14 protein-coding genes are annotated in these 17196 nt (G+C 53.8%); 5 read left to right on the top strand and 9 right to left on the bottom strand.

Annotation, left to right across the window (positions count from 1 at the left end; genetic code table 11):
- The first annotated feature begins 12 nt into the window (after nt 1-12).
- Nucleotides 13-1179, top strand: coding sequence for a MalY/PatB family protein (locus ACF2G4_RS04715; RefSeq protein WP_409075594.1), 1167 nt, complete (start codon nt 13-15; stop codon nt 1177-1179).
- 247 nt (nt 1180-1426) lie between these two features.
- Complete coding sequence (gene add / locus ACF2G4_RS04710; protein ID WP_409075593.1) at nt 1427-2422, top strand: adenosine deaminase; 996 nt, start codon at nt 1427-1429, stop codon at nt 2420-2422.
- Between the two features lie 81 nt (nt 2423-2503).
- Here add and ACF2G4_RS04705 read toward each other — a convergent pair whose 3' ends face one another.
- The 5 genes from ACF2G4_RS04705 to ACF2G4_RS04685 all read right to left on the bottom strand — a co-directional run bounded on the left by ACF2G4_RS04705 (nt 2504) and on the right by ACF2G4_RS04685 (nt 8197).
- A complete protein-coding gene (locus tag ACF2G4_RS04705; protein ID WP_409075592.1) occupies nt 2504-3544 on the bottom strand; it encodes an oxidoreductase in 1041 nt (346 codons plus the stop codon).
- Between the two features lie 78 nt (nt 3545-3622).
- On the bottom strand, nt 3623-4540 hold the full coding sequence (gene araC / locus ACF2G4_RS04700; RefSeq protein ID WP_243078011.1) for an arabinose operon transcriptional regulator AraC: 918 nt from the start codon (nt 4538-4540) through the stop codon (nt 3623-3625).
- 86 nt (nt 4541-4626) lie between these two features.
- Entirely contained in the window at nt 4627-5613 is a 987-nt protein-coding gene (araH, locus tag ACF2G4_RS04695; RefSeq protein WP_215846883.1) for an L-arabinose ABC transporter permease AraH, read from the bottom strand.
- Between the two features lie 12 nt (nt 5614-5625).
- Nucleotides 5626-7146 (bottom strand): L-arabinose ABC transporter ATP-binding protein AraG, encoded by a 1521-nt coding sequence (araG, locus tag ACF2G4_RS04690; RefSeq protein WP_243078012.1) that lies wholly within the window; start codon nt 7144-7146, stop codon nt 5626-5628.
- A gap of 67 nt (nt 7147-7213) precedes the next feature.
- Nucleotides 7214-8197, bottom strand: coding sequence for an arabinose ABC transporter substrate-binding protein (locus ACF2G4_RS04685; RefSeq protein WP_243078013.1), 984 nt, complete (start codon nt 8195-8197; stop codon nt 7214-7216).
- A 366-nt stretch (nt 8198-8563) separates the two neighbouring features.
- Here ACF2G4_RS04685 and ACF2G4_RS04680 point away from each other — a divergent pair, with 366 nt between their 5' ends.
- From ACF2G4_RS04680 to ACF2G4_RS04670, 3 genes are all read left to right on the top strand, one after another.
- Entirely contained in the window at nt 8564-10249 is a 1686-nt protein-coding gene (locus ACF2G4_RS04680) for a ribulokinase (RefSeq protein ID WP_215846884.1), read from the top strand.
- Nucleotides 10250-10263: 14 nt separating this feature from the next.
- Nucleotides 10264-11766 (top strand): L-arabinose isomerase, encoded by a 1503-nt coding sequence (gene araA / locus ACF2G4_RS04675; RefSeq protein WP_243078014.1) that lies wholly within the window; start codon nt 10264-10266, stop codon nt 11764-11766.
- 268 nt (nt 11767-12034) lie between these two features.
- Nucleotides 12035-12499 carry a GNAT family N-acetyltransferase gene (locus ACF2G4_RS04670; protein ID WP_332627891.1) on the top strand — a complete coding sequence of 155 codons (465 nt, stop codon included), beginning with the start codon at nt 12035-12037 and terminating at the stop codon, nt 12497-12499.
- Nucleotides 12500-12563: 64 nt separating this feature from the next.
- Here ACF2G4_RS04670 and yjfF read toward each other — a convergent pair whose 3' ends face one another.
- From yjfF to ytfQ, 4 genes are read right to left on the bottom strand one after another with little or no spacing between them, the layout of a single operon-like run.
- Complete coding sequence (yjfF, locus tag ACF2G4_RS04665) at nt 12564-13553, bottom strand: galactofuranose ABC transporter, permease protein YjfF (RefSeq protein WP_215846886.1); 990 nt, start codon at nt 13551-13553, stop codon at nt 12564-12566.
- Nucleotides 13550-14563, bottom strand: coding sequence for a galactofuranose ABC transporter, ATP-binding protein YtfT (gene ytfT, locus ACF2G4_RS04660; protein ID WP_409075591.1), 1014 nt, complete (start codon nt 14561-14563; stop codon nt 13550-13552). The genes yjfF and ytfT overlap by 4 nt, the downstream gene beginning before the upstream one ends.
- Complete coding sequence (locus ACF2G4_RS04655; RefSeq protein WP_409075590.1) at nt 14556-16076, bottom strand: sugar ABC transporter ATP-binding protein; 1521 nt, start codon at nt 16074-16076, stop codon at nt 14556-14558. The genes ytfT and ACF2G4_RS04655 overlap by 8 nt, the downstream gene beginning before the upstream one ends.
- Before the next feature lie 54 nt (nt 16077-16130).
- Nucleotides 16131-17087 carry a galactofuranose ABC transporter, galactofuranose-binding protein YtfQ gene (gene ytfQ / locus ACF2G4_RS04650; protein WP_243078017.1) on the bottom strand — a complete coding sequence of 319 codons (957 nt, stop codon included), beginning with the start codon at nt 17085-17087 and terminating at the stop codon, nt 16131-16133.
- Nucleotides 17088-17196: the final 109 nt, after the last annotated feature.

Genomic DNA, 17196 nt, shown 5'->3' with positions numbered 1-17196 from the left:
AGAGAAAAACCGATGTTTGATTTTGATAAGGTCATTGACCGTCGCGGCACGGCATGTACGCAATGGGATTTCGTGGCTGACCGCTTTGGCGTTCCCGACCTGCTGCCGTTCACCATTTCTGATATGGATTTTGCTACCGCGCCCTGCATTTTGCAGGCGTTGGAGCAGCGGGTGCAGCACGGTGTCTTCGGTTACAGCCGCTGGCAGCATGACGCGTTTCTTTCGGCGATTGTTCACTGGATGCATACCCGTTTCGACTATCAGCCTGAAGCACAATCGCTGGTTTACGGGCCTTCGGTGATTTACATGGTGGCGCAGATGCTGCGCCACTGGAGCGATGTGAATGACGAAGTGCTGATCCACACGCCGGCTTACGACGCGTTTTTTAAAACCATTCTGGCTAATCAACGCCAGGTTTTGGATATGCCATTGTTTAACAGCGCGCAAGGCTGGCTCTGTGACATGAATAAACTTGAGGCGCTGCTGGCCCGCCCAACCTGTAAGGTGATGCTGCTGTGCAGTCCACACAATCCCACCGGCAAAGTCTGGACACTGGAGGAGTTGCAGCAGATGGCTGCGTTGTGTGAGCGGCATGGAGTGCGTGTCATCAGTGATGAAATTCACATGGATATGGTGATGGGCAGCCAGCCGCATACGCCGTGGGCGAAAGTGGCGCGTAGCGATTGGGCGCTGTTTACCTCGGCGTCAAAGAGCTTCAATATCCCGGCACTGACTGGCGCGTGGGGAATCATTCCCCGTCAATGCGATCGTGCCGCCTGGTTTCAGGCACTGAAAAACAGCGATGGCCTTTCTTCGCCTGCCGTGCTGGCCATTGCTGCGCACATCGCTGCTTATCGTGAGGGCGCGACGTGGTTAGATGCTTTACGCACCTATTTGCAAAGCAATTTGACCTGCGTGGCTGAACGCTTGAATAGCGCGTTTCCGCCTCTCAACTGGCGCCTGCCGCAAGCGACATATCTGGCGTGGATCGATCTTAACCCGCTGGGCATTGACGAAGACGCTTTGCAGCAAACGCTGATTCACCAGCAAAAAGTGGCAATCATGCCGGGATCGACGTATGGCACTGCCAGCCGCAGTTTTTTACGTCTTAATGTTGGCTGCCCACGCAGCAAAGTGGAAGACGGCGTCTCTCGCCTGATTGCGGCCCTTCAGTCCTGATAATTCAACTCCTCGCGCGCTTATTGGCCGGGCGGCAATCCACACCGCCCGGCTTTCCCGCGCAATTAACCAGCATCCAGCCATGCTGTTGCGCAAATTGCTGGCGCTGTTGCGCAAGATGTTTTTATAATCCTCTGCACTTCTCATCGACTTCTCTAAAGCGTCTCAAGTACTTCTCGATATCGTTATCGACAGTATCTTCGATAGAGTTTCTTCGATAAATAACCGACAACTGAGCGAGTGCGCCATGATTGAATCACACCTTCCCCTGACCGATATTCATCGCCATCTTGATGGCAACATTCGTGCACAAACTATTCTCGATTTAGGCCGCCAGTTTAATCTTACCCTGCCCGCTAACAGTTTAGAGGCGCTGCGCCCACATGTGCAGGTCACGCAAAACGAGCCGGATTTGGTCAGCTTCCTGCAGAAGCTGGATTGGGGCGTAAAAGTGTTGGGCAATCTGGACGCGTGCCGCCGTATCGCAATGGAAAATGTCGAAGACGCCGCGCGCGCAGGCATTCACTACGCTGAACTGCGTTTTTCACCCGGTTACATGGCGATGAACCATAACCTGCCGATTGCCGGTGTGGTGGAAGCGGTGATTGACGGCATCAAAGCGGGTTGCCAGCAGCACGCCATTGATATTCGTCTGATTGGCATTATGAGCCGTACTTTTGGCGATGAAGCGTGCCTGAATGAGCTGGAAGGATTGCTGGCGCATCGCGATCATATCACTGCAGTGGATTTAGCCGGTGACGAACTGGGTTTCCCCGGCAGCGAATTTCTCAGCCATTTCACTCGTGCGCGTGATGCCGGTTTCCGCGTTACGGTGCATGCAGGTGAAGCTGCGGGCCCAGAAAGTATCTGGCAAGCCATCCGTGAGCTAGGCGCAGAACGCATCGGCCATGGTGTGAAAGCGATTGAAGATCGCGCATTAATGGATTTCCTGGCGGAGCATCATATTGGTATTGAGTCCTGCCTGACCTCCAATATTCAAACCAGCACCGTGAAATCACTGGCGCAGCATCCGTTAAAGACCTTCCTGGAGCATGGCATTCTTGCCACGATCAACACCGATGATCCCGCCGTTCAGGGCATTGAGCTGGCGCATGAGTATCAGCACGCCGCGCCTGCTGCCGGTTTGAGCCAGGCTCAGATACGCCAGGCGCAGGAGAATGGATTAGCTATCGCTTTTCTGAGCAATGACGAAAAAGCGGCAATTCGGGCGAAAATTCAGTAAAACATGCCGTCATTGATGCATAAAAAACGGGCCTGCATGGCCCGTTTTCTTTTCTGTCATGTACAGGTGCTTCAGTAATCTTTACTTCAGCGACAAGGTCTGGCGTTTTTCAGCCGATTGCAGACCCAGTTCGATCAGCTCCATCACCTGAATAGCCTCTTCAGCGGTGACCGGATTATTGCCGCGCCCTGCTATCGCATCACGCACCGCCGCATAGTAGGCAGGATAATTGCCTGGCTGCGTCATCAGCGTTTTTTCGGTCATGCTGTCGCATTCAACCAGCGTCAGCTGGCCATCTCGCATATCGTATCCCCACTCTTCTTTCGGTGGGAAATCGCCAGATTTCAGGCGATCTTCCTGCGGGTCGAGACCATATTTAACGTAGCTGCCTTTGGTACCGTGCACCACATAACGGGGTGATTCAGCCGCCACCAGCATGCTGGCATGCAGCACAACACGACGTTGCGGATAAGTCAGCGTGGCGTGGAAATGATCGGTGGTCTGCGCACCGGGACGCATCTCGGCAAGATCAACGTTAATCGCAACCGGTGAACCAAATAGTTGAATCGCCTGATCCAGCAAATGCGGGCCTAAATCGTACCAAATGCCGCTGCCTGCACCTTTCATTTCACGCCAGCGCTGGCGCACTTCTAAACGGAAGCGATCAAAATGCGATTCCAGATAACGGACTTCGCCCAGCGTGCCCTCAGCCAGAAGCTGTTTGAGCGTCAGGAAGTCACTGTCCCAGCGGCGATTATGAAACACAGAAAGCAGCAGACCTTTGGCCTTGGCGAGGTTATCCAGCTCACGCGCTTGTGACAACGTCACGGTGAAAGGCTTGTCTACTACCACATGTTTACCCGCATTCAGGGCCGCTTTTGCCAGCGGAAAGTGGGTGTCGTTCGGCGTGGGAATAACAATTAATTGCAGAGTAGGATCATCGAGCAACGCTTGAGGATCAGCTACCACCTGAACAGATGGCCAGTCGGCGTGCACTTTGCTGGCATCGCTGCTGGAAATAGCAGCCAGCTCAACGTCCGGCGTGCCCGCAATCAGCGGTGCATGAAACGTTTTGCTGGCGAAGCCATATCCCATCAAACCAACACGAAGTTTATCGCTCATTCTCATTCCTCTTGTTCGCTAGTGTGACTGATTTAAGACCATTAGCCAGGCGAGGACAAGGAGGAATCCCCCTAAAAATCAGGAGATAGCACTTCGTGCCATTGGCCAGGCAGTTTGCGCAGCCAGGCTGTCGTGCCCATCCAGATTGCGACGACGGAAATCGCTGGGACTCACGCCAACGCGTTTACGGAACACGCGTGAGAAATAGAGTTGATCGTCATAACCGACTTCACGGCCAATAGTCGCAATCGGTTCCTGGGTGGTTTGCAGCAGCAGTTTCGCGCGAATAACCCGTTGATCTTCGCGCCAGCGCAGCAGATTAACACCCATTTGTTCGCGGAACAGATGCGCAAGCCGTGAAGGCGAAAGGCAAACGTGACGCGCTACGTCTTCAATTTTCACTTCGCTCGCCAAATGATTTGTCACGTACTGGCAAGCTTCAATCACGCGCGGATCGCGCACTTGCTGATGACTGCGCGGATCTTCCTCTACCGCACGCAGCAAAAGCCGCTCGAGCAAATTCATCGCCAACTCTTCAGCGAAGCGGCGGCCTGAATTATGGGTTTGCTCTATGCTGGCGAACAGGCGATCAAATTCCCCCCGCAGTGATTCAGGAAGCTGTAATCGACCTACGCCCTCTTTCTCATCTTGCCATTGCAGCCAGTCATTCCAGTAAGCACGCGGGCGGAAATAGACCCAACGGTGAAACCATTGAGGACTGTCGGGCGCGCGACCATAATAGTGGGCCGTTTTTGGCTGAAACAGCAGCATTTCGCCCGGTTCACACTCAAAAGCCTTTTCGCCATCAAAAACCTGACCTTTGCCTTTGATGGTCAAATTCAGGATGTAGCCTTTCATGCCATGCGGACGATCGATAAAGAAATCCAGCGGTCCATCCGCTGTAATCGGCGTTAAACCTGCTACCAGCCAGGCGTTAAACGAGTAACCCGGCAACAAGGGATTGTGTTGTTCCGCAGCCAATTCACGGTGATACATAGTGCCCTCACATCGTCGTTAATTGTTCAAACGCGGACGCTGCTTGCGTCCGCGTGGTTACTGAAAACGGCGTCATTGCCCCTGAATCAGGCTTTGTGTTTTTGTTTGTAGCGGTCGAAAATTACCGCGGCTAACAGTATCAAACCACGCACCACATACTGTGAGAATGGCGAGATATTCAATAAATTCATCGCATTCTCAACGGTACCGAGAATCAACACCCCGGCGACGACATAGGAGATCTTGCCAATCCCACCCTTAAGGGACACGCCGCCTAACACGCAGGCTGAAATCACCACCAGCTCATAACCCAGCGAGGTCATCGGCTGACCGCTGGTCATACGCGAAGCCAGAATGATGCCCGCTGCAGCCGAGACCAGCCCGGAAAGAATGAAGATGATGATGCGAGTACGCACCACGGGCACACCCGCCAGACGCGCAGCTTCTTCGTTACCGCCAATCGCAAGCGTATTACGCCCAAAGGTCGTTTTATTCAGCAAGAAACCGAAAATCAGCATGGTCGCGATGGTGAGCCAAATCGGCGCGGGAATCCCCAGCCAGTTGGCAAAACCCAGAGCGAAAAAGCGCTCGTCCTCAATCCCTACGGCTTTGCCGTCAGAAAAGATGTAGGCCAGACCGCGCACAATTTGCATCGTTGCCAGCGTGGTGATCAGCGCATTGATTTTTAGACGCGCAATCACGAACCCATTAACGAATCCGGTCAGCATGCCCAGCACCAGGCCTGCGGCAACGCCAATCCACAGGCTTTCCGTCATGTTAATCACCACGGCGGTGACGACACCGGCGCAGGCAATCACTGACGCAACCGACAGGTCAAAATCGCCGGATGCCAGGCAGAACAACATGCCGCAGGCGACCATGCCAGACATCGACATCGCCAATCCCAGGCCTTTCATATTGATGAACGAGCCGAAATTCGGCACAAAGACTGCACAGGCAACGAACAGCAGCGCAAACACCACCAGCATGCCGAAGTTGTCCCAGATACGCCCAAACTGCAGGCCGCTGCGTGAGGCTGGCGGCGGCGTATTAGATGTCGTGGATGAAGCCATGTTGATCTCCTGTCAGGCCACGGCGGCCGCTTGAGTAGTTTTCGGCATCGCCAGGCTCAGCGTTTGCTGCTCCGTAGCATCGTCGTGCATTATTTCACCGGCAATCGCACCTTCACGCATGACCACAATGCGGTCAGCGAGACCCATGACTTCCGGTAAGTCGCTGGAGGCAAACAGCACCGCAATACCTCTGTTCGCCAGTTGATAAATCAGGTTATAAATTTCATGTTTAGCGCCCACGTCAATGCCGCGCGTCGGTTCATCCAGCAGGATCACTTTCATCTCTTCCGACAACCAGCGGCCCAGAATCGCCTTTTGCTGATTCCCCCCGGAGAGGTTCATGATCAGCTGTTCGGCACCGGGCGTTTTGATATTGAGCGAACGAATATGGTTATCCGCGTTTTTCGTTTCCCAGCCCTGTTTAATCAGGCATCCCGCCGCCAGGTTATGGCGTCGCGCACTGATGTTGATGTTGTCACGGACCGAGTGCACCGGGATAATCCCTTCCGTTTTGCGATCTTCCGGGCAGAGCATGACGCCCGCGCGAATCGCATCAATCGGTTCACGTAGCGTTAAGGGTTTACCATCCAGCCTGACCTGCCCACCGCGCAGTCGCGTCGCACCAAACAGCCCTTTCAGCAGTTCGCTGCGTCCTGCACCGACCAGACCAAACAAGCCAACAATTTCCCCTGCATGAACGTGCAGCGAAATCGGGGTGCGTACGCCCTTCGCTTCGACCTTGTCCAGCTCCAGTCGCACCGCCCCTTTTTCACGTGGCGCATAGCCGTAAATGTCGCCGAGGTTTCGTCCGACCATTGCCTGCACTAAATCATCGTGATGCGTGGTAGCCATGTCGGTGAATGTGCGCACATAGCGGCCATCTTTGAACACGGTAATGGCATCGCTCAGTGCAAAGATCTCTTCCATGCGATGCGATACATACAGCACCACGCGTCCCTCTGCGCGCAGCTGACGAATCACGCGGAAGAGATTGTCGATCTCACGCGCTGACAGCGAACTGGTCGGTTCATCAAAGGCGATGATGCGGGCATTGCGTGCCAGCGCCTTGGCAATTTCTACCATCTGCCACTGACCCAGCGACAGGTATTTCAGCGGCATGTCGGGATCGATATCCATGCCCAAATTTTTAAGCTGCAAACCCGCTTCGTAACGCAGTAGCTTGCGATTAACCAAGCCATGTTTGTGTGGCATCTGACCGAGATAGATATTTTCCGCCACGCTCATTTCCGGGATGAGATGCAGCTCTTGATAAATAATCGCCACGCCTGCATCGAGCGCATCGGTGGTGAGCTGGAAACTCATCGGCTTGCCTTTGATGCGGATTTCACCCCCGCTAGGCTGGTAGCTGCCGCTGAGGATTTTTAACAGCGTCGATTTACCGGCACCGTTTTCACCCATCAGCGCGTGAACCTGGCCGCCGTGACACTCAAACGAGATATCCTGCAACGCTTTCACGCCGGGGAAGGTTTTACTGATGCCATGAAACGACAGAAAGGCTGAATCAGTGTTCATGGAAACTCCATTGGGTTAGCCGAGGAGATTCCGCACCTTGATACAGGTGCGGAAGCGCTGTGCGGGTTTACATCAACCCTTTCTTCGCCAGTTCCGTTTTAAAGTTGTCACGGGTGATCAACACCACGTCGGTCACTTCAGTAAATTTCGGCGGTTCTGCCCCTTTGCTTACCCAGTTGTAGAGCATCTGGCTGCTCTTATAACCGTGTACATCCGGGCTTGGCAGCAGCGACCCGTAGAATCCGGTCGCGTTGTTTTTGGAGAGTTCACTGATGGCATCCACACCGTTGATACCGATACCGATAACGTCAGCGGCTTTAAAGCCCTGACCTTCTGTCGCACGCACACCACCCAGCACGGTGTTGTCGTTCATGCCAACAATCAGCCAATGTTTCACTTCAGGATGCTGCACCAGCAAAGAGTTACCGGCATCAAACGCGCCAGGAATATCATTGGATTTGGTCGGGACTTGATAGATTTGGCCAGCCGGGAAACCGGCTGCTTTGATCGCGTCCATTGAACCGCCGGTACGACGGCGCGCCGTGTCGAGTTCGTTGGCGGTGATCGCCATCACGGCGGTGCTTTTCACATCCCAGCCGCGTTTTTGCATCTCTTTATAGAGTTCTTGTCCCTGACGCTCACCGATTTTGGTCGCCGCCATCATCACTAACGGCACGGTATCCATCGGCTTGCCCTTGGCCGTCACAAATTGATCATCGACCGCGATAACTTTCATGTCATAGCTGCGGGCTTTGGCCGCAATAGCGGAACCGAGTTTAGGATCGGGTGTACAGATAACGAAACCTTTCGCGCCGCTGGCGGCCAGGCTGTCGATGGCATTAAGGGTTTTTTCACCATCGGGAACGGCAATTTTGATCACCTCAAAGCCCAAATCTTTTCCGGCTTTATCGGCGAATTTCCATTCGGTCTGGAACCAGGGTTCCTCCGGTTGCTTGACTAAAAAACCAAGCTTCATGGTCTCGGCGATAGCGGATTGTGACATAACCGCTGCCAGCCCAATGACCGCGAACGCTTTAGTGAATTTATGCATGATGCTCTCCGGCGCTAGTTGTTTTATCGCTGCTAATAACGAATCGGTGTAAACGCTACCAGTCAATTTTGTTTTTTAGGGACAGATGTAAATCAGTGCGTTAGGAAGCGAGTTGGTGATTGCCTGTTCAAACGCTGCGCTAGTTTTAGCTGGAATGGATAAGAAAAATGTAGAGCGGTATCACATCTTCAAATCACGGCAAATTGGTCCATATATTCAGCGATTTTAACCGGTACTTAACTTTTGCCATGGATCACAAAATCATTACTGATGGCAGAAAAGTGCATATTCTCAGCCAGCGATGACTAACCCTTAATCTGTGTCAATTCCAGGATAGGAGCATCAATACACAACAGGAGATATCCGATGCGGGCCATCACCCTCGGACTGGATTTTGGCAGTGATTCGGTACGTGCATTGGCGGTGGATTGCCAGAGCGGCAAAGAGCTTGAAAGCGCAGTCGTTAATTACTCGCGCTGGCAGCAAGGCCTTTATAGCGATCCTCACACCAACCGCTTTCGTCACCATCCGCAGGACTACATCGACGCCATGGAGCAGGCGATGCTGGGTGTGCTCAACGCGCTGAGTGCGGAACAACGCGCCGCCGTCGTTGGCATTGGCGTGGATACCACCGGTTCAACGCCCGCCCCGATTGATCGTGACGGCAATGTGTTAGCGCTGCGTCCGGAATTTGCTGACAATCCCAACGCAATGTTTGTGCTGTGGAAAGATCACACCGCTATTGAAGAAGCTGAAGAGATCAATCAGCTCTGTCACAGCGGCCGCTTCCCGGACTACAGCCGCTACATTGGTGGCATTTACTCCTCTGAATGGTTTTGGGCCAAGATTTTGCACGTGTCGCGTGAAGATGATGCGGTACGTGAAGCGGCGGTGTCATGGGTGGAGCTGTGTGATTGGGTACCCGCTTTACTGAGCGGAACTACCGCGCCCGCGCAACTGCGCCGGGGACGCTGTGCCGCCGGTCATAAAGCGTTATGGCATCCCGAGTGGAATGGTTTGCCGGATGTAGATTTCCTCAATGCATTGGATCCGTTGCTGACGCAGCAACTCGATTCGCCGCTGTTTGAAGAGACCTGGACCGCAGATATTCCGGTCGGCACCCTCAGCGATCACTGGGCACAGCGCCTGGGTTTGACGCAAAAAGTGACCCTTTCAGGCGGCGCCTTTGATTGCCATATGGGCGCAGTCGGCGGCGGTGCCAAGCCTTATACCTTGGTTAAAGTGATCGGTACATCAACCTGCGACATCCTGATCGCCGATGCTGAAACCGTGGGTGATCGCGCCATTAAGGGGATTTGTGGTCAGGTCGACGGCAGCGTGATGCCTGGTGCCATTGGCTGCGAAGCGGGACAATCGGCGTTCGGCGATATCTACGCCTGGTTTAGCCGACTGCTGGGCTGGCCGCTGCAACAGGCCGCTGAGCAACATCCTGAATTGAAGCCGCAGCTCGCCGCGCTACAAAAAGATCTGATTAAAAATCTTACCCATGCCTGGGCAGCGGATCCAAAACTGGAGCATTTACCGGTGGTGCTGGACTGGTTCAACGGTCGTCGCACCCCAAATGCTAATCAACGTCTGAAAGGCGTGATCACCGATCTTAACCTCGGCACTGACGCGCCTGCACTGTTTGGCGGATTGATCGCTGCCACGGCCTTCGGTGCCCGCGCCATTATGGAATGTTTTGAGCAGCAACAGATTCCTGTTGAGAACATCCTGACGCTGGGCGGCATTGCACGTAAATCCCCTGCCATCATGCAGGCTTGCTGCGATGTGATGAACCGTCCACTGGATATCGTCGCCTCAGATGAGTGCTGCGCCTTGGGCGCCGCAATTTTTGCCGCAGTCGCCGCAGGCGTTTACGCCAGCGTACCCGATGCCCAACAGGTAATGGCCAGCCCGATTGCCGTCACCTTACAGCCCGATCAGGCGCGCGTGGCACGCTATCAGCAGCTTTATCAACGCTATCAAGAATGGTCCGTGACGGCAGAACCGCATTACGCCGCACGTCCCGCTTCCGTTTCCGCTACGTAGTCAGGAGAGAGTTTATGGAACAGTTTAAAGCGCACAGCGTATGGTTTGTGATTGGCACACAGCATCTTTACGGAGCGGAAACGTTACGTCAGGTAGAACAGCATGCACAACAGGTTGTGGAAGGCTTGAATCAGGCGTCTGGCATTCCGCTGCGTCTGGAGCTTAAGCCGCTGGTGAAATCCCCCGACGAAGCGCTGGCGCTGTGTCGTGACGCGAATCACGATCAACATTGCGTTGGGATCATTACCTGGCTGCACACCTTTTCCCCCGCCAAGATGTGGATCGGTGGCCTGAGCGTCCTGAATAAGCCGCTGCTGCAATTCCATACCCAGTTTAATGCTGAGATCCCGTGGGACAGCATGGATATGGACTTTATGAACCTGAACCAGACCGCACACGGCGGCCGTGAGTTTGGCTTCATCGGCGCACGCATGGGGTTACAACACAGCGTAGTAACCGGCCATTGGCAGGATGCACAAAGCCAGCAGCGTATCGGCAACTGGATGCGTGCAGCGGTGGCAAAACAGGCCAGCCAGCAGCTGAAGGTGGCCCGTTTTGGCGACAACATGCGTGAAGTGGCCGTGACCGAAGGCGATAAAGTGGCCGCACAAATCCAGTTTGGTTATTCAGTAAACGGCTGGGGCGTGGGCGATTTAGTCGACGTGATTAACAGCGTCAGCGATGGCGACGTAAATGCGCTGCTTGATGAGTATGAAAGCCTTTATCGCTTTACCGACGTGGCGGCGACCGGCGGAGAAAAGCGCCAGAACGTTCTGGATGCAGCCCGTATTGAACTGGGACTGAAGCGTTTTCTTGAAGGCGAAGGTTGCCACGCGTTCACCACTAACTTCCAGACGCTGCACGGTATGACACAGTTGCCCGGCTTAGCGGTGCAGCGCTTGATGGGACAAGGTTATGGTTTTGCCGGTGAAGGTGACTGGAAAACTGCCGCGCTGCTGCGTATTTTCAAAATCCTCGCGGGCGATCGGCCTGGCGGCACCTCCTTTATGGAGGATTACACCTATCACTTCTCACCGGGCAACGATCTGGTACTGGGTTCGCACATGCTGGAAGTTTGCCCTTCTATTGCGATTGAAGAGAAGCCGCTGATCGATGTGCAGTTCCTCGGCATTGGCGATAAAGCCGATCCGGCGCGCATGATCTTCTCTACACCGGCAGGCCGTGCAATTAACGCCAGCGTGATTGATATGGGCGATCGTTTCCGCTTACTGGTGAACGTGGTCGATGCGATTGAACAGCCAAAACCGCTGCCGAAGTTGCCGGTGGCCCGCGCCTTGTGGCGTGCGCAACCCTCGCTGGCGACAGCCTCCGAAGCGTGGATTTTAGCCGGTGGCGCGCACCATACGGTATTCAGCCAGGCGTTAACACTGGATGATATGTATCTGTATGGCGAGATGAACGACATCGAAGTGTTGGTGATTGATGAACAGACGCAATTGCCATCATTCAAAGATGCGCTGCGCTGGAATGAAGCCTATTACCGCATGAAACGTTGATAGGTTAGCGGGGTTTACTCTCATTCAGCGGTAAAAAAACGGCGCGGTCAGTCGCATATGATGGGCAGTGCCGTAACGCCGCTGTAAATACATCCCTGTAGTCACGTCCGCCGCATCTCTGTGGCGGACGTTTTACTCCTCTACCCATCATTCACGCCTTTATTCCCTCGCTTCACTTGTTTTCAAACCTGCCCCTTGCGTGAATTAACAACACCGTGTTTTCATCTTTCAAAAACCCCTTTAATGTTGCCCAGCATGGAAGATAACAATGAAAATCCAACTTCTTAGTGAAGCGTCCTCATTTGCTGCTCAAACCGCACATCTCCTGTTCCGCGAATGGTCTGCCTTACCTGCCTGGTCAAATCAATCCGCCATCCTGCAACGGCTCAATGCGCGCAATGATTCAGCGCACAGCGAATTCACACTGGTTGCGGAGCACGCTGACAAAGTCATCGCCACCAGTAGCGTGATCCGTTATGAACTCAATGATGCTTTAGCGCGTGAATATTGGCTGGGCGAAGTGGTGACTGACAGCGCGTTTCGCGGACAAGGCATTGCTAAATCATTGATTAGCCGCTGCGTTGCGCTGGCGAAGCAGAACGGTATTAAAGCGTTGTGGCTCTACACGCCAGATCAACAGGCGTTTTATCAACGCTTAGGCTGGCAGGCAGTTGAGCAACGGGTCATTGCTGACGAAGAGGTGACATTAATGGTGATGTCGCTCGATTCATGACAATAAAAAGGCGGCTCGTTTTGAGCCGCCTGATGTTCAACACCTCATTTTTATAACATCCTATTTAAGAGGTACTGATGCGTTTAACGGGCGCGTTCTTCTGACGATCCCACATCACCGTGAGCAAACGTTGCAACGCGATAAAGGCGAAAAGCAGAATACCGATGGCGATTTTGGTCCACCAGGAACTCAGCGTGCCGTCGAAGTTGATCCAGGTTTGAATCAGTCCCTGAATCAAGACGCCGAACAGCGTGCCCAGCACGGTTCCAACCCCACCCGACAACAGCGTGCCGCCAATCACCACTGACGCGATGGCATCTAACTCAACGCCCAAACCGGCTAACGCGTAGCCTGCCGAGGTATATATTGAGAACACGATCCCCGCCAGCGTCGCAAGCGTCGTAGAGAGCATGTAAATTTTGATGGTGGTAGCGCGGGTTGAAACGCCCATTAACTGGGCTGAAGTCAGGCTACCGCCAATGGCATAAACCTGATTCCCAAAGCGCGTGCGGTGGGCAAGAATTATGCCCACAAACACCACCAGCAACATGATCACCGCCAACAAACTGAGCCGACCTCCACCGGGGATTTTCCAGGCAAAACTGGAGAGCGTGGTGTAGAACGGATGATCAATCGGAATCGAGTTTTCAGAAACCAGATAACTGCAACCGCGCAGAAAAAACATCCCCGCCAGCGTAATAATAAAGGCCGGGATCTTCAGCGCATCAATCAACCACCCCATCATGGCACCGAACAACGCGCCCAGAGACAAAATCAAGGCAAAGGCCACCAGCGGATTAAGATGGAAGTCGCCAATTGCGCGTGCCAGAAACACACCGGTAAAGGCGATAACTGCGCCTACGGACAAATCTATTCCGCCGGACAGAATCACAAACGTCATGCCGACAGCGATAATGCCGAGAAAAGCATTGTCGGTAAGGATGTTGCAGATCACCCGCGTGGAAGCGAATCCCGGGAACTGGCTCAGGCAGAACAGATAACCCGCCACAAAAACCAGCAAAGTGATCATCAAGGGAAGATGGCGCTTGATCATGATGAACGTCTCCGTTTAAACATCGCTATAAAGCGCGGCGACTGCAACAGCAGCACGCACATCACCACCACCGCTTTCACGACCTGATTCAGTTCAGGCGGGAAGCCAGAGAGCAAAATGCCGGTATTCATTGACTGGATGATCAACGCACCAATCAGTGACAACGCAATATTGAAGCGCCCGCCCATCAGCGACGCGCCGCCAATCACCACCGCTAAAATGGCATCCAGCTCCAACCACAAACCGGCATTGTTAGCATCTGCACCGCGAATATCTGCGGCGATAATCAAACCCGCTACTGCCGCACAAATGCCGCTGATCACGTAGGTTGACATCACCACCAGCCAGCCGGTTACGCCTGCATTACGCGCAGCGCGCAGGTTAATTCCCACCGCCTCGATAAACAGGCCCAGCGCGGTTTTGCGCGTAAGCAGCCAAACCAGCAGCGCCACCGCCACGGTAATCCATACTGGCACCGGCAACATCCAGAGCGAACCGTTGCCAAACCAGCCCAAACTGTCGCTGTCGAAAGTGACGATTTGGCCTTGCGTGATAAGCTGTGCAACGCCGCGCCCGGCAACCATCAAAATCAGCGTGGCAACGAACGGTTGGATACGCAGCAAGGCCACCAAAACACCGTTCCACAAACCGCACAAAAATCCGGTTCCCAGCGTGGCGAGAATAATAAACAGCAAACTGTGTCCGGCAACGGTTAGGGTGGCTGCGGTGGCACCGGCAATCGCCATTACCGCGCCCACCGATAAATCGATGCCGCCGGTCGCGATCACCAGCGTCATCCCAATCGCCAGCAAGGCAACCGGTGCCGCCCGGTTGAGAATATCAATGGGGCTGCCAAACAGACGTCCGTCCTGCAAATGCACGGCAAAGAAGTTATTGGCAACGAAGCTGTCCACCAGCAAAACCAGAATTAACGCCGCAATTTGCGGCATTCCCGGTGGCAGCTTCCACTTACGTGGTAATTTTTCAGGTGTCATATGGGATTCAAGCATGTTGTGCTCCTCCGTCGGCGATGGCGTTAACGATCGACGCCACCGAAAGCTGTTCCAGCGGGATTTCGGCCACCTGCTTTAGATCACGCATGATCAACACGCGGTCGGCGTAGCCCACCAGCTCTTCGAGTTCAGAGGAGATAACCAGCAGCGCAAGTCCATCTGCGCACAGGGATTCAATGAGACGAATGATCTCAGCGTGCGCACCCACGTCGATGCCGCGGGTTGGCTCATCCAGGATCAGAAATTGCGGTTTGGTCACCAGCCAGCGCGACAGCAAGACCTTTTGCTGGTTGCCGCCCGAAAGCAACTCAACCGACTGCTCGGCATGCGGCGTTCGAATACCCAGGCTTTTTATGAAACGTTCAGCAATGGCCTGCTGCTCGCGCTTCTTAATGGGTCGTAACCAGCCGCGCTGCGCCTGCAGAGCCAAAATAATGTTTTCTCGCACCGAGGCCGCGCCAATAATGCCGTCGGTTTTACGATCTTCCGGGCAAAAACCCATTCCCAGCCGTGACGCTTTGGCAGGCGTACGAATATGCTGCACTTTGCCTTTTATGGTGGCTGTGCCGCGATCGGCACGACGAATACCGAACAGCACTTCAGCGGTTTCTGTTCGTCCTGAACCCAATAACCCCGCCAGGCCCACCACTTCGCCGGGCCGAACCTGCAAATTAAACGGCTCGATGGTGCCCTTTTTGCCGTAATTTTCGAATGAAACCACCGGTTGATTGCTGCGCAAGGTGCTGCCTTGACGTTGCAAGGCGGTTTCCATCAGATCGCGGCCTAACATCAATTTAATCAATTCAATCTGCGGCAGCGAGGCGGTATCACGCGTGGCGATAAACTGACCATTGCGCAACACGGTAATGCGATCGGTGATGCGATAAACCTGGTCAAGGAAGTGAGTCACAAAAATCAGGCTCATGCCTTTGGCTTTCAACTGCGCCATCAGGGTAAACAGCATTTCCACTTCACTGGCGTCAAGGCTGGCGGTGGGTTCATCTAGAATCAGCACCTGAGCAGAGAGATCGACCGCGCGGCAAATCGCAATGATCTGCTGCATCGCCACTGAGTAATGGCCAAGTGGGCGAGTGACGTCGAGAGCAAAACCGTAGTTACGCATCAGGGCATCCGCATCACGGATCATCCGTTTACGATCGATCATGCCAAAACGATGCGGTTCGCGACCAATATACAGATTGTCCGCCACCGACATATTGGGCAGCAGATTCACTTCCTGATAAACCGTGCCAATGCCCATCTCCTGCGCATCCGCTGTGCTGTGAGGAGAAATGGCATTGCCGTTTAATGTGATAGTGCCGGCATCGCGGGTATAGACACCGGTTAACACTTTGATCAGCGTGGATTTCCCCGCGCCATTCTCTCCCAGCAGCGCCATAATTTCGCCTTTGCGTATGCTGAAAGAGACATTATCCAGCGCCTTCACGCCGGGAAAACCTTTACTGACGCCGCTGATGGTTAACAGTGCATCTTCATTGTGTATGGTCATTCGGCTAGCTCCGCCTCAGGTCATGAAAAACCGCCCCAAAGGGCGGTCTTCAACTCAGTAACCCATGCCTTTTTTCTTGTCCAGCTCGGCCTGAGCATCAGCAGGTAAGAACAGTTTTGATTCGGTTTTGATAATTTTTGGCGGCAGCGTGCCCTCTTTTTTGAATTTCTCCAGCGCGTCGAAAGCTGGGCCCGCCATATTAGGGGTTAATTCAACGTTGGCATTGGCTTCACCCGCCAGCATCGCTTTGTAGATATCGGGTACGCCATCAATCGAACCGGTCAGAATGTCTTTGCCCGGTTTCAAACCCGCTTCTTTGATCGCCTGAATTGCACCGATGGCCATGTCATCGTTGTGCGCATACACCATGCAGATGTTTTTGCCGTTATTCTCAGCTTTGATGAAGCTCTCCATCACCTCTTTGCCTTTGCTGCGCGTGAAATCGCCAGACTGTGAACGAAGCACTTTGATGTTTTGATGGCCGCTGATCGCTTCGGCAAAGCCTTTCTTACGGTCAATCGCCACGCTGGCACCTACCGTACCCTGCAACTCAACCACGTTACACTGCTTGCTACCCACCGTTTTAACCAGCCAGTCGCCAATCAGTTTGCCTTCTAATACGTTGTCTGCCGTGACGACTGCCATATACAGCGATTTATCTTTAACCACGATGGCGCGGTCTAACAGGAATACCGGAATCTTGGCATCTTTGGCTTCTTCCAACACCGGTTCCCAGCCTGTCTGCACCACGGGGGCGATAAAGATTGCATCGACGCCCTGTGCGATAAAGGAACGTACCGCTTTGATTTGGTTCTCTTGTTTCTGCTGTCCATCGGCAATCTTCAACGTAATGCCGCGCTTCTGTGCTTCGCTTTTCGCCACGTTGGTCTCTGCTGAGCGCCAGCCGGATTCAGAACCCACCTGCGAGAAGCCAACCGTCATATCTGCTGCCAGCACCGGACCAGTCAACGCGGCGCTGACCAAAGTAGTCAGAAGTAAACGTTTCCACATAATTTTCATTCCTCTGAAGGGCGTTTGCTGTATAGGGTAAAGAGCCTGTTTAGCCTGGACTAAAACCACGCAAATAATGGCGACCTGCTTCACAAAATAGAGCAATATA

It is taken from the genome of Pantoea phytostimulans (assembly GCF_046118715.1).
Lineage (GTDB): Bacteria > Pseudomonadota > Gammaproteobacteria > Enterobacterales > Enterobacteriaceae > Pantoea > Pantoea phytostimulans.
Note: the sequence above shows the minus strand (reverse complement) of the source record. Positions and strands in the feature narration are given on the sequence as shown.

Coding starts and splice junctions, on each gene's coding strand:
- ACF2G4_RS04715 (WP_409075594.1), top strand. CDS start 13: ATGTTTGATTTTGATAAGGTCATTGACCGTCGCGGCACGGCATGTACG.
- add (WP_409075593.1), top strand. CDS start 1,427: ATGATTGAATCACACCTTCCCCTGACCGATATTCATCGCCATCTTGAT.
- ACF2G4_RS04705 (WP_409075592.1), bottom strand. CDS start 3,544: ATGAGCGATAAACTTCGTGTTGGTTTGATGGGATATGGCTTCGCCAGC.
- araC (WP_243078011.1), bottom strand. CDS start 4,540: ATGTATCACCGTGAATTGGCTGCGGAACAACACAATCCCTTGTTGCCG.
- araH (WP_215846883.1), bottom strand. CDS start 5,613: ATGGCTTCATCCACGACATCTAATACGCCGCCGCCAGCCTCACGCAGC.
- araG (WP_243078012.1), bottom strand. CDS start 7,146: ATGAACACTGATTCAGCCTTTCTGTCGTTTCATGGCATCAGTAAAACC.
- ACF2G4_RS04685 (WP_243078013.1), bottom strand. CDS start 8,197: ATGCATAAATTCACTAAAGCGTTCGCGGTCATTGGGCTGGCAGCGGTT.
- ACF2G4_RS04680 (WP_215846884.1), top strand. CDS start 8,564: ATGCGGGCCATCACCCTCGGACTGGATTTTGGCAGTGATTCGGTACGT.
- araA (WP_243078014.1), top strand. CDS start 10,264: ATGGAACAGTTTAAAGCGCACAGCGTATGGTTTGTGATTGGCACACAG.
- ACF2G4_RS04670 (WP_332627891.1), top strand. CDS start 12,035: ATGAAAATCCAACTTCTTAGTGAAGCGTCCTCATTTGCTGCTCAAACC.
- yjfF (WP_215846886.1), bottom strand. CDS start 13,553: ATGATCAAGCGCCATCTTCCCTTGATGATCACTTTGCTGGTTTTTGTG.
- ytfT (WP_409075591.1), bottom strand. CDS start 14,563: ATGCTTGAATCCCATATGACACCTGAAAAATTACCACGTAAGTGGAAG.
- ACF2G4_RS04655 (WP_409075590.1), bottom strand. CDS start 16,076: ATGACCATACACAATGAAGATGCACTGTTAACCATCAGCGGCGTCAGT.
- ytfQ (WP_243078017.1), bottom strand. CDS start 17,087: ATGTGGAAACGTTTACTTCTGACTACTTTGGTCAGCGCCGCGTTGACT.